Below are 11,372 nucleotides of genomic sequence, written 5' to 3' on the forward strand. Positions count from 1 at the left end.
GTGCCCGGGGTGGGCCGGCCGGCGGGCCGGGCCGGTGGACACGCCGGTGGGGGCCGGCCGACCCCGGCGTGTCGGTGCGCGCCAGTAGGCTTCTCGCCGTGCTGGACACCCTCGACGCCGCCGCGGTGCGCCGCTGGTGCGCGAGCGGGCTGGCCGCCCTGCGCCGGCACCAGGGTGAGATCGACGATCTCAACGTCTACCCGGTCCCGGACGGCGACACCGGCACCAACCTGGTGCTCACCCTCACCTCCGCCCAGCAGGCCCTGGCGATGGATCTGGGCACCCTCCCCGACGACGGCCACACCCCGCACGGGCACGCGCTGCGGCTGATGGCCCGGGGCGCGCTGCTCGGGGCCCGCGGCAACTCCGGGGTGATCCTGTCGCAGATCCTGCGCGGCTTCGCCGACGCGCTGGCCGCCGCGCCGGCGGTCCGTGGCCGCCAGCTCGCCGCCGCGCTCGCGGACGCGGCCACCGCCGCCTACGGGGCGGTCGCCCGGCCGGTCGAGGGCACCCTGCTCAGCGTGGTCGCCGCCGCCGCGCGCGCCGCCGAGCAGGCGGACAGTGACGACCTGCGGGTGGTGGCCCGGGCGGCGGCCGGCGGGGCGGCGCGGGCGCTGGCCCGCACGCCGGAGCAGCTGCCGGCGTTGGCCCGGGCCGGCGTGGTGGACGCCGGCGGGCGCGGGCTCTGCGTGCTGCTGGACGCGCTGGTCGAGGTGATCACCGGGGAGAGCCCGCAGCAGCCGGCGCCCGCGCCGGCCGCGGTCCGTCCGCCGGCCACGGCCGTCCGGGAGACCGGCTCCTCGGAATACGCGTACGAGGTGCAGTTCCTGCTCGACGCCGGGGCGGAGGCGGTGGCACGGCTGCGCGCCGAGCTGGACGCGCTGGGCGACTCGCTGGTGATCGTCGGCGACGGCGGTCCCGGCGGCGGCACCTGGAACGTGCACGTGCACGTCAACGACGTGGGCGCCGCGGTCGAGGCGGGGGTGGTGGCCGGCCGGCCGCACCGGATCTCGGTGACCCGCTTCGCCGACCAGGTGGCCCCGGCCCCGCCCCGGCCGGCGCTGCTGCCCGACGGCCGGGCGGCTGTGGTGGTGGCGGCCGGCGCCGGCATCGCCGAGCTGTTCGGCGCCGAGGGCGCCACCGTGGTGCCGGGCAACCCGTCCACCGGCGAGCTGCTGGGCGCGATCCGGGCCACCGGCGCCGCCCGGGTGGTGGTGCTGCCCAACGACCCCAACACCCAGTCGGTGGCGAGCGCCGCCGCCAGGGAGGCCCACCGGCTCGGCGTCAAGGTCAGCGTGGTGCCGACCCGGTCCCCGGTGCAGGCGCTGGCCGCCCTCGCCGTCCGGGATCCGGGCCGGCGGTTCGAGGACGACGTGATCGCCATGGCCGAGGCGGCCGGCGCCTGCCGGTACGCCGAGGTCTGCCGCGCCAGCCGGGAGGCGCTCACCGTCGCCGGGCCGTGCCGCCCGGGCGACGTGCTGGCGCTGGTCGAGGGGGAGGTGCACCTGATCGGCGCGGACCTGGTCGACACCTGCACCGCCGTGGTGGACCGGATGCTCGGCGGCGGCGGCGAGCTGGTCACCCTGCTCTGCGGGGCGGACGCCCCGGCCGGGCTGGCCGACCGGGTACGCGAGCACGTGGAACGGGCCTGGCCGTTCGTCGAGGTGCAGGCGTACGAGGGCGGGCAGCCGCACTATCCGCTGCTGGTGGGGGTGGAATGACGAGCGAGCCGTCCACGGTGGACACGCCGCTGAAGAAGCTGGTCGGGGAGAAGACCGCGAAGGCCCTGGCGAGCCATCTGGACCTGCACACCGCCGGCGACCTGATCTACCACTTCCCCCGCCGGTACGACGAGCGCGGCGAGCACACCGACATCCGTTCGCTGGACGTGGGCGAGCAGGTGACCGTGCTGGCCGAGGTGCAGCGCACCGCGGTCCGGCCGATGCGGCAGCGGCGCGGCAACCTGCTGGAGGTGACCGTCGGCGACGGCTCCGGCGGGGTGCTCACCCTCACCTTCTTCGGCAACCAGGCCTGGCGGGAGCGCGAGCTGCGCCCCGGCCGGTGGGGGCTGTTCGCCGGCAAGGTCACCGAGTTCCGGGGCAAGCGGCAGCTCAACGGCCCGGAGTACGTCCTGCTCGGGGAGGGCGGTGACGGCGAGGCGGCGGCCAACGAGGAGGTCGAGGAGTTCGCCGGCGCGCTCATCCCGGTCTACCCGGCCGCCGCCGCGGTGCCCACCTGGGTGATCGCCCGCTGCGTGCGGGTGGTGCTGGACACCTTCACCCCGCCGGAGGACCCGCTGCCGGCGACCGTCCGGGCCGCCCGCAGCCTGGTCGGCATCGACGTCGCGCTGCGCGAGATCCACCGGCCCTCCAGCAAGGAGGCGCTGTACCGGGCCCGCCGGCGGTTGAAGTGGGACGAGGCGTTCGCGGTGCAGCTCACCCTGGTGCAACGCAAGCACCGGGCGGCCGACTGGCCGGCGAAGTCCCGGCCGGCGCGGGCCGGCGGGCTGCTCGACGCGTTCGACGCCCGGCTGCCGTACGAGCTGACGCCCGGCCAGCGGACCGTCGGCGGGGAGATCGCCGCCGACCTGGCCACCGCGCATCCGATGCACCGGCTGCTGCAGGGCGAGGTCGGCTCGGGCAAGACGGTGGTCGCGCTGCGGGCCATGCTCCAGGTGGTCGACGCCGGTGGTCAGGCGGCCCTGCTCGCCCCGACCGAGGTGCTCGCCGCCCAGCATCACCGGGGCATGCTCGACCTGCTCGGCCCGCTCGCCCGGGCCGGCGAGCTGGGCGCCGCCGACGGCGCCACCAGGGTGGAGCTGGTCACCGGTTCGCTCGGCGCGGCGGCCCGGCGGCGGGCGCTGGCCGAGGTCGCCGAGGGTCGGGCCGGCATCGTGCTGGGCACCCACGCGCTGCTCTACGAGGGGGTCGACTTCGCCGACCTGGGCCTGGTGGTCGTCGACGAGCAGCACCGCTTCGGCGTGGAACAGCGGGACGCGCTGCGCGCCAAGGCCGACCAGCCGCCGCACGTGCTGGTGATGACGGCCACGCCGATCCCGCGCACGGTCGCCATGACCGTCTACGGCGACCTGGAGATCTCCACCCTCTCCCAGCTTCCGCAGGGCCGTTCGCCGATCGCCTCGCACGTGGTGCCGGCCGCGGAGAAGCCCGCCTTCCTCGACCGGGCCTGGCGCCGGCTGCGCGAGGAGGCCGCCGCCGGCCACCAGGCGTACGTGGTCTGCCCGCGGATCGGTGAGGGCCCCGCGTCCGAGGAGGAGCCGCCGCGCGAGGACGACAGCGGGCGGCGACCGCCCCTCGCCGTGACCGAGGTCGCCCCGCTGCTCGCCGAGGGCCCGCTGCACGGGCTGCGGATCGGGGTGCTGCACGGCCGGCTGCCCGCCGACGAGAAGGACGCGGTGATGCGCTCGTTCGCCGCCGGTGACCTCGACGTGCTGGTGGCCACCACCGTGGTCGAGGTCGGCGTCGACGTGCCCAACGCGACCGTGATGATCGTGCTCGACGCGGACCGGTTCGGCGTCTCCCAGCTGCACCAGCTGCGCGGCCGGGTGGGCCGGGGTTCCGCCGCCGGGCTCTGCCTGCTGGTGAGCGAGGCGGTGGAGGGTTCCTCGGCCCGGGAGCGGCTGGACGCCGTCGCCTCCACCACGGACGGCTTCAAGCTCGCCGAGCTGGACCTGGAGCAGCGCCGGGAGGGCGACGTGCTGGGCGCGACCCAGTCCGGACGCCGCTCCCACCTGCGGTTGCTGTCGCTGCTGCGGGACGCCGACCTGATCCGGGACGCCCGGGCCGAGGCGATCGCCCTGGTCGAGGAGGACCCGGAGCTGACCCGGCATCCGGCGCTGGCCGCCTCGGTCGCCGCCCTGGTCGACGAGGAACGCGCGGAGTACCTGGAAAAGGGCTGAGCGCCCCCGTCGGCCCGCCCCACCCCTTCCGTCACGGGCGGACTCGGCGCGAGCTTCACCCCACCTCCGCGACGTGGCGGTGTCGCGGCGGCGAGGAAACCGCCAGCTCCGCGATCCGGAGTGGAGCACCATCCCGGACACTCGTACGTCGGCGGTGCGGGTGACGGCTGCGGGCGGCCAGGCAGGGGGCCGAGCGGGGCGGCGGGGGCTGCGCGGCGTGGGTAGCGGACCGGTGTGGGTGGTGCGCTCCTGTGGAGCTGATGACGTCAACGACTCAGGGCGCGCGCCGTCCAGGTGATTCATTTACAACATCAGGTTCGTAGCGAGCGTGGACCGTACCCGCGTGCGGGAACGCCGCCGTGGTCGACGAGCTGACCGGCCGGCTCGGCGAGTGCGGTGGCCCGCCCGGCGGTGCGGCCGTGGCGGGCGACGGCACGGACGGGGACAGCACGAGGGCGCGCCGACCGACTGGTCGACGCGCCCTCGTCAGTTGCGGTGGATCAGGCGGTGAAGCGGACCCGACGACGTCGCGCCACGACGAAGAGCACCGCACCGGCCGCCAGCAGCGCCGCCGCGCCACCGGCGATCAGGCCGGCCGGCGCACCGGTCTTCGGCAGCGTCGGCCCACCGGCGCCACCGCCCGCGGGCGGCGCGCTGGGGCTGGAACTGGTGCACTTCGTCGGCTTCTTCCAGGCGACCGGCGAGGCGTCGTCCAGACCGTCGGCCCTGGGGGCGACGGTCAGGCCCTCGAAGGCCTTGAACGTCGCGGTCTTGGTCTCGCCCGGCTTCACGACCAACGTCTGCGCGTCGCCCTTGTTCGGAGTGAGCGTGACGGTGACGGTCTTGCCGTCCTTCGGGTTCTCGATCTGGAAGATCAGCGCGTCGCAGGTGGACTGGTAGCTGCCGATCGGCTCACCCGGCTCGACGCAGTCCTTGGCCTCGGCGGGCCTGTCGTCGAAGATGGGCGCCTTCTGCCCGGCCTCGGTCACGGTGATCTTGGCGGCGTTGCGGGCCGGCACCGTGATCGTGGTGTCCTTGCCGGCCGCGACGGTCGCGGTCTTCGTGAAGCCGTCGGTGCCGGTGACGGTGAACGCGGCGTCCTTGGTGGCCTCGGCGCCGTTCTCCAGCTGCACCGCCACGTCGCCGTCGCAGTCCGCGGTCACGGTGGCTTTCGGGTTGGCGGCAGCCGGCGGGGCGGTCACCACCTTGTCGCAGCTCTCGCTGAACTTGATGGACGCGCTGCTGTCGTCCTTCTCGTTGTACTCGTTGTCCCACCGCGCCTTCACGGTCAGCGAGGCCTCGGTGGCGTCGCCCGAGAGGCGGGCCTTGCCGACCACGGGCTCCGACACGCTGTGCGGGTAGGTGTCGCCCTCGCTCACCGCGATGCCGTCGATGGTGAACGGGGTGGCGGTCCCGTTCACCACGCTGGTGGCCTCGGCCTTGGTGAACTGGTAGTTGTTCACGCCTTCGGGGGCGTAGCTGTTGACGGTCCAGGTCGTGACCCACTCGCCGGCGGCGGTGTCGCACTGCGCGGTGACCTTGACCTCGCTGTGGTGCGCGCTGGCCGGGCTGGCCAGAGTCAGGGCGCCGGCGATGCCGATCAGCGCGCTTGCGGTCACCGCCATGACATGGCGGTACGGGGATTTGAGACGGTTCACGCCTTCTCCTGACGAGGGATTTCGGGGATGGCCCCGGGAGGCGGAACGATCACCACCTGCCGTCCGGCAAGACCTGTTCCGGCGCCCTCCCGGCGCTGCGTGCCGGTTGCGGAGCGCGGCACGCCGGGCGACTTTATCGATGAGTTGTGAACCCGGGACGGCCGCGAGGCCACTTAACGATGATGTTGTCCATTTGAGATCATTGATGGACTCTCCGTGTCGGGCAGATCACGACATCCGCTCCGCCCCGCCGGTCATCGTTCGGTGGTTCGCCCCGCTCGACCGTCGCGTAGCGTCAGCACCATGTGCAGGAGCAGACGGTGACCCGGATCGTGGCCGGGACGCTCGGCGGCCGACGCATCGCCGCGCCGCCCGGCGCCGGCACCCGGCCCACCTCCGACCGGGTCCGGGAGGCCCTGTTCAGCGCGGTGCAGGCGGAAAAGGACCTGGTCGGGGCCCGCTTCGCCGACCTCTACGCGGGCTCCGGCGCGGTCGGGCTGGAGGCGCTGTCCCGGGGCGCCGAGCACGTGCTGCTGGTCGAGTCCGACCCCCGGGCCGCCCGGGTGATCCGGGAGAACGTCGCCGCGCTGCGGGCCGCCCCGGCCGCCCGCCTGGTCACCGGCAAGGTGGCCACCGTGCTCGCGGCCGGCCCCGACGGCGACCCGTACGACGTGGTCTTCGCCGACCCGCCCTACGCCGTACCCGACGAGGAGATCACCGCGATGCTGGCCGCGCTGGCCGACGGCGGGTGGCTGGCCGCGGACGGCCTGGTGGTCGTGGAGCGGTCCAGCCGCACCGGACCGGTCACCTGGGTGGAAGGCGTCACGGCCGAGCGCAGCCGCCGTTACGGCGAGACCACCCTTTGGTACGGTCGCCGATCATGAGACGTGCGGTCTGTCCCGGCTCCTTCGATCCGGTCACCAACGGACACCTCGACATCATCGGCCGGGCCAGCCGGCTCTTCGACGAGGTGATCGTCGGCGTGCTGGTGAACCAGTCGAAGCAGGGCCTGTTCACCGTCGAGGAGCGGATCGAGATGCTCCGCGAGGTGACCTCCTCGTACGACAACGTGCGGGTCGAGTCGTTCCGGGGGCTGCTGGTCGACTTCTGTCGCGCCCAGCGGGCCAGCGTGCTGATCAAGGGCCTGCGGGCGGTCAGCGACTTCGACTACGAGCTGCAGATGGCCCAGATGAACATCGGCCTGGCCGGGGTGGAGACGCTCTTCATGCCGACCAACCCGCTCTACTCGTTCCTCTCCTCCAGCCTGGTCAAGGACGTGGCCAAGTGGGGCGGGGACATCTCGTCGCACGTGCCGGACGTGGTCCGCGAGCAGCTGCGCGCCCGGTTGACCCCGGGGCAGCCCGGCTGACCCGACCGCCCGGGCGGCCCGGCGCGACGCGCCGGGCCGGCGCGGATGGGCCACCTGTCGCCCGCGCACGACATCATTGGTGGAGCGGGAACCCGGCCGCAGCCCGCATCATGTAGGTCGGCCGAAGAACGACAGGAGTGAGGTACCGGTGGACCCGCTCGATCGCATCGACGAACTGATCGCCATGGTGGAGCAGGCCCGCTCCGTCCCCATGTCGCGCAACAACTGCATGGTCGACCGGGGCGAGATGATCGGCGCCCTCGACGAGCTGCGCGCCGAACTCCCCGCCGACCTGCGCCGGGCCGCCGCGCTGCTGGAGGAGCGCGACAAGATCATGGAGGCCGGCAAGCGGGAGGCCGACCGGATCATCAGCGAGGGTGAGGCGGAACACGCCCGCCTGGTCTCCGTGAACGAAATCACGGTCTCCGCGGAGCACGAGGGCGCCCGGATCATCGCCGAGGCCCGCGCCGAGGCCCAGCGCCTCCGCGAGGAGGTGGACGACTACGTCGATACCGCCCTCGCGAACTTCGAGCAGTTCCTCACCCGGGCGCTCGCCTCGATAGAGCGCGGCCGGGACAAGATGCACGCGCTGCGGGAGATCGGCACCTTCGCAGGCGACGAGGCGGAGCGCCCGCTACCCTTCTGAGCGGCACCCCGGCAGCCGACAGGCGGGGTGCGCCCCGCCCCCGGTTCGACGGTCGGGTGCTCGTCCAGGTAACCTTTTTTGTCGGCCTCTCACCGGCCGGAGTCTGACTATGCCCAAACACTCGCCTTCATCACTCAACCCCAGGTCGCCGCTGGTCCTCGACACGAGGGACCTGCCGCGTCGGCCTGGTGCGTTGCGTACGGTCAAGCGGGTCGTGCCGGCACCGGTGGACCTCGGCGTGGAGTTGATCGGCGTGCCGGAGGGCGCGGATCTCGACCTCGACCTGAGGTTGGAGTCGGTGTCCGAGGGCGTGCTCGTCTCCGGGACCATCAGTGGTCCCGTCAAGGGCGAGTGCGGCCGTTGCCTGCGCGAGATCAACGACTCGGTGGTCGTGAACGTCCAGGAGCTGTACGCGTACGAGAACAGCACCACGGACACCACGACCGACGAGGACGAGGTGGGCCGGATGCAGGACGATCTGATCGACCTGGAGCCGGCGCTGCGGGACGCGGTGGTGCTCACACTGCCGACGAACCCGCTCTGCCGGGAGGACTGCCCAGGGCTGTGCCCCGAATGCGGGGTGCACTGGGACGATCTGCCGGCCGACCACAGCCACCAGCAGATCGACCCGCGTTGGGCGGGCCTGTCGCAACTGACCCGTACAGAGGAGTAAGAACCGTGGCCGTCCCGAAGCGCAAGATGTCGCGCAGCAACACCCGGTCCCGCCGGGCGAACTGGAAGGCGGCCGTGGTCGCGACCGTGGCCTGCCCGCAGTGCAAGTCGGCGAAGCTGCCGCACGCCGCCTGCTCCGTCTGCGGCACCTACAACGGCCGCCAGGTTCTCGAGGTCTGACCTGGACGCCGAGTGACGCCCCCGACCGCGGGTCGGGCGGCGCGCGCACTCTGGCAATCGCCCGGTGCCCCGGCTCCCTCAGCCGCCGGCCGTGCAGCGGCCGGCGTTCCGGTGGAGCCGGGCACCGCGCGGATCGCCGTTGACCTCCTCGGCGGGGACGACGCCCCCGCCGTCGTGGTTGACGGCGCTCTGCGGGCCGTGCGCGCCGATCCTGACCTGCATCTGCTGCTCGTCGGTCCGACCGAGGTCGCCGGCGGGCTGATCGACGCCCTCGATCCGGCGCAGCGCGCCCGGATCGCGGTCCGGCCGGTCCGGACCGCGGTCGGCATGGCCGACCATCCCACCGCCGCCCGCGAGCACAGCACCGTCCGCGCCGCCGTCCACGCGGTTCGCGAGGGGCTCGCGGACGCGGTCGTCTCCGCCGGTTCGACCGGCGCCACCGTCACCGCCGCCGCGCTCGGCTTCGGCCGCTGGTCCGACGTCCGCCGGCCGGCCCTGGTGGCCACCCTGCCCGCGGTCGCCGGCCCGGTGGTCCTCCTCGACGTGGGCGGCGCCCTGGAGCCCCGCCCGGCCACCCTCGCCCGGCACGCCGTCCTCGGCGCGGCCTACGCCGCCGTGGCGCACGGCGTCGCCGAGCCCCGGGTCGGCCTGCTCTCGGTCGGCACCGAGGCGGGCAAGGGCGACCGGCTGCGCCGGGCCGCCGACCCCGCGCTGGCCGCGACGACGCTGCCCTGCGGCGCCCGCTACGTCGGCCTGGTCGAGGGGTACGACGTCTCCCTCGGCGTCCGCGCCGACGTGGTGGTCACCGACGGCTTCACCGGCAACGTGCTGCTCAAGGCGATCGAGGGCGCGTACGCGATGGCCGGCGGTCCCCCCGCCGGCGGCGGCGCCCCCCGGGCGGCCGCCCTGCTCGGCGTGGCCGGCACGGTGGTCGTGTGCCACGGCGCGGCCCGGCCCGACGACGTCGCCTCCGGCATCGCCCTCGCCGCCCACCTGTGGCGGCGGGGGGCCACCGACCTGATCTCCGGCCTGCTCGACGGCATTCCGCAGGATCCCGCACACAGCAACGAGGTAGTGCAATGACCAACGACAAGCGGCGGCGTGCTCCCATCGGTCACCTGGAGGCGGCCTTCGGGGTCTCGCTCGACCCGGAACTTCTGGAGCGCGCGCTGACCCACCGTTCGTACGCGTACGAGAACGGCGGGCTGCCCACCAACGAGCGGTTGGAGTTCCTGGGCGACTCGGTGCTCGGCGTGGTGATCACCACGGCGCTCTTCCAGAACCACCCGGACCTGCCGGAGGGGCAGCTCGCCAAGCTGCGGGCCAGCGTGGTGAACATGCGCGCCCTCGCCGACGTGGCCCGCGGCCTCGGGCCGGACGGGCTCGGCGCGTACCTGCTGCTGGGCAAGGGCGAGGAGAGCACCGGCGGCCGGGACAAGGCGAGCATCCTCGCGGACACCCTGGAGGCGCTGCTCGGCGCGATCTACCTCCAGTACGGCCTGGACACGGCGGCGATCGTGATCCACCGGCTCTTCGACCCGCTGATGGCCGAGTCGGCCGGCCGGGGCGCGGCCCTGGACTGGAAGACCAGCCTCCAGGAGCTGACCGCCGCGCTGGGGCTGGGCGTTCCGGAGTACCGGATCGAGGGCACCGGCCCGGACCACCTGAAGACCTTCACGGCCTGGGTGGTGGTGGCCGGCAACCGGTACGGCGGCGCCGAGGGCCGGAGCAAGAAGGAGGCCGAGCAGCGGGCCGCCGAGTCGGCCTGGCGGATGCTGACCGAGCAGGCCGAGGCGGACGCGGCGGCGGCCGGCGACGGCGCGCCGGGCGACGCCGGGAGTGAGACCGCCGAGGCGGGCGCCGGCCGTGCCTGAGCTGCCCGAGGTCGAGACGGTCCGGCAGGGACTGGCCCAGTGGGTCATCGGCCGCCGGATCACCTCGGTGGAGGTGCGCCACCCCCGCGCGGTGCGCCGGCACACCCCGGGCGGCGGGCACTTCGCCGACGTGCTGGCCGGCCGGACGGTGACCGACGTCCGGCGCCGGGGCAAGTACCTCTGGCTGCCGCTGGACAGCGGCGACGCGCTCATCGGCCATCTCGGCATGTCCGGCCAGCTGCTGCTCCAGCCGGTCGGCGCGGCCGACGAGCTGCACCTGCGGGTCCGGTTCCGGTTCGCCGACGACGGCCCGGAGCTGCGCTTCGTCGACCAGCGCACGTTCGGCGGGCTGTCCGTGTCGGAGAGCGGCGCGGAGCTGCCCGCCGAGATCGCGCACATCGCCCGGGACCCGATGGACCCGGAGTTCTCCGACGCCGAGTTCGTGGCGGCGCTGCGCCGGCGGCGTACCGAGGTGAAGCGGGCGCTGCTCGACCAGACCCTGATCTCCGGGGTCGGCAACATCTACGCCGACGAGGCGCTCTGGCGGGCGAAGCTGCACGGCGCCCGCCCCACCGACGCGCTGACCGGCCCGGCCGTGCAGCGGCTGCTCGGACACGTCCGGGACGTGCTCGGTGAGGCGATCAAGCAGGGCGGCACCAGCTTCGATGAGCTGTACGTCAACGTCAACGGCGAGAGCGGCTACTTCGACCGGTCGCTGAACGCGTACGGCCGGGAGGGCGAGCCCTGCCGGCGGTGCGGGGCGCCGATCCGGCGCGAGGCGTTCATGAACCGCTCGTCGTACAGCTGCCCGCGCTGTCAGCCGCGGCCCCGGGGCGCCCTCCGGGGATGACCCCGAGGCGGTTCGGGGTTGCGCCGGTGTGCCTCGTCGGGCCGCTCCCGGCGCGTCCCCGGGTCGTACCCTGAAAAGCCCCTTCTGTCCGGTTGGCCGACCCGTTCCGGGCCGGCCGGCCGGTGCTCGCCGGATCGGGGACGAGCCGGGGCCCTTCCCCGATGTCCGGGGCTCCTCCGCTGCCTAGCGTCAGCACGGTCGGTA

At 74.2% G+C, this 11,372-nt stretch carries 12 protein-coding genes; 10 read left to right on the forward strand and 2 right to left on the reverse strand.

The window, feature by feature from the left end:
• The first annotated feature begins 98 nt into the window (after positions 1-98).
• Together ACTWO6_RS07810 and recG are read left to right on the forward strand one after the other, a co-directional pair.
• A complete protein-coding gene (locus ACTWO6_RS07810; RefSeq protein ID WP_446218986.1) occupies positions 99-1,721 on the forward strand; it encodes a DAK2 domain-containing protein in 1,623 nt (540 codons plus the stop codon).
• A complete protein-coding gene (gene recG / locus ACTWO6_RS07815) occupies positions 1,718-3,919 on the forward strand; it encodes an ATP-dependent DNA helicase RecG (RefSeq protein ID WP_446218987.1) in 2,202 nt (733 codons plus the stop codon). The genes ACTWO6_RS07810 and recG overlap by 4 nt, the downstream gene beginning before the upstream one ends.
• A gap of 500 nt (positions 3,920-4,419) precedes the next feature.
• On the opposite strand, the gene ACTWO6_RS07820 is transcribed toward recG, so the two are convergent.
• Complete coding sequence (locus ACTWO6_RS07820; RefSeq protein ID WP_446218988.1) at positions 4,420-5,544, reverse strand: LPXTG cell wall anchor domain-containing protein; 1,125 nt, start codon at positions 5,542-5,544, stop codon at positions 4,420-4,422.
• Positions 5,545-5,897: 353 nt separating this feature from the next.
• On the opposite strand from ACTWO6_RS07820, the gene rsmD reads away from it, so the two are divergent.
• The 5 genes from rsmD (at position 5,898) to rpmF (ending at position 8,444) form a co-directional block, all read left to right on the forward strand.
• On the forward strand, positions 5,898-6,461 hold the full coding sequence (gene rsmD, locus ACTWO6_RS07825) for a 16S rRNA (guanine(966)-N(2))-methyltransferase RsmD (protein ID WP_446218989.1): 564 nt from the start codon (positions 5,898-5,900) through the stop codon (positions 6,459-6,461).
• A complete protein-coding gene (coaD, locus tag ACTWO6_RS07830; protein WP_446218990.1) occupies positions 6,458-6,946 on the forward strand; it encodes a pantetheine-phosphate adenylyltransferase in 489 nt (162 codons plus the stop codon). The genes rsmD and coaD overlap by 4 nt, the downstream gene beginning before the upstream one ends.
• Positions 6,947-7,094: 148 nt before the next feature.
• A complete protein-coding gene (locus tag ACTWO6_RS07835; protein ID WP_446218991.1) occupies positions 7,095-7,592 on the forward strand; it encodes a hypothetical protein in 498 nt (165 codons plus the stop codon).
• Between the two features lie 109 nt (positions 7,593-7,701).
• Positions 7,702-8,265: a YceD family protein gene (locus ACTWO6_RS07840; RefSeq protein WP_446218992.1), complete on the forward strand. Its 564-nt coding sequence runs from the start codon at positions 7,702-7,704 to the stop codon at positions 8,263-8,265.
• 5 nt (positions 8,266-8,270) lie between these two features.
• Positions 8,271-8,444, forward strand: coding sequence for a 50S ribosomal protein L32 (rpmF, locus tag ACTWO6_RS07845; RefSeq protein ID WP_088963525.1), 174 nt, complete (start codon positions 8,271-8,273; stop codon positions 8,442-8,444).
• A 78-nt stretch (positions 8,445-8,522) separates the two neighbouring features.
• Here the strand turns inward: rpmF and ACTWO6_RS07850 are convergent, their stop codons facing one another.
• Positions 8,523-8,666: a hypothetical protein gene (locus tag ACTWO6_RS07850; RefSeq protein WP_446220874.1), complete on the reverse strand. Its 144-nt coding sequence runs from the start codon at positions 8,664-8,666 to the stop codon at positions 8,523-8,525.
• Between ACTWO6_RS07850 and ACTWO6_RS07855 the strand changes: the two genes are divergently transcribed.
• Genes ACTWO6_RS07855 through mutM form a run of 3 tightly spaced genes read left to right on the forward strand, consistent with a single transcriptional unit; the run spans position 8,619 to position 11,168 of the window.
• On the forward strand, positions 8,619-9,527 hold the full coding sequence (locus ACTWO6_RS07855; protein WP_446220585.1) for a phosphate acyltransferase PlsX: 909 nt from the start codon (positions 8,619-8,621) through the stop codon (positions 9,525-9,527). The genes ACTWO6_RS07850 and ACTWO6_RS07855 overlap by 48 nt on opposite strands.
• Positions 9,524-10,318 (forward strand): ribonuclease III, encoded by a 795-nt coding sequence (gene rnc, locus ACTWO6_RS07860; protein ID WP_446218993.1) that lies wholly within the window; start codon positions 9,524-9,526, stop codon positions 10,316-10,318. Before ACTWO6_RS07855 ends, rnc begins: the two co-directional genes overlap by 4 nt.
• The gene (gene mutM, locus ACTWO6_RS07865) at positions 10,311-11,168 is read left to right on the forward strand and encodes a bifunctional DNA-formamidopyrimidine glycosylase/DNA-(apurinic or apyrimidinic site) lyase (protein WP_446218994.1); all 858 of its coding nucleotides are present in this window, start codon (positions 10,311-10,313) and stop codon (positions 11,166-11,168) included. Before rnc ends, mutM begins: the two co-directional genes overlap by 8 nt.
• Positions 11,169-11,372 lie beyond the last annotated feature (204 nt).

It is taken from the genome of Micromonospora sp. IBHARD004, from assembly GCF_052814115.1.